General features: G+C 59.0%; 1 protein-coding gene. It reads left to right on the top strand.

Annotated elements, in window-relative coordinates:
* Positions 1–630, top strand: a 630-nt coding sequence (locus tag ACMV5H_RS25630; protein WP_414822817.1) for an integrase core domain-containing protein, incomplete at both ends; no start/stop codon positions are given.

Raw genomic sequence — 630 nt, 5'->3', positions numbered from 1 at the left:
ACTCTGGCAGATGGACTTTAAAGGCCACTTCCCCTTCGCCGAAGGGCGTTGTCATCCGCTGACCTTGCTGGATGACCATTCGCGCTTCTCGCTCTGTCTGGCGCACTGCCCGGACGAGCGACGTGTCACCGTGCAGTCACAGTTGATAGCGGTGTTCGAACGTTATGGCTTGCCGGAGAGAATGACCATGGATAATGGTGCCCCCTGGGGCGACACGACGGGCAGTTGGACCGCGCTGGAACTGTGGCTGATGCGTCAGGGTATCCGGGTGGGTCACTCTCGGCCTTATCATCCTCAGACTCAGGGTAAGCTGGAGCGCTTCCACCGCAGCCTGAAGGCAGAGCTCCTGCAGGGACGGTGGTTTACCCATGCCGCGCAGTTGCAGGAGGTGTTCGACGCCTGGCGAGATACCTACAACCTGGAACGCCCACACGAAGCCCTGTCAATGGCGGTGCCAGCGTCCCGTTATCAGCCTTCATCGCGACAGTACAATGGCAATCCGGCGGCAGCCGAGTATGACGAGGGGGTCCTGGTCAGGAAAGTGGATGTCAGTGGAAAACTGAGCCTGAAAGGGATGGGTCTGAAAGTGGGCAAGGCCTTTATCGGTGAATATGTCGGGCTGAAGGAAAG

It is taken from the genome of Serratia sp. N21D137 (assembly GCF_047530005.1).
GTDB lineage: Bacteria > Pseudomonadota > Gammaproteobacteria > Enterobacterales > Enterobacteriaceae > Chania > Chania fonticola_B.
This window is presented reverse-complemented; position numbering and strand designations above follow the sequence as displayed.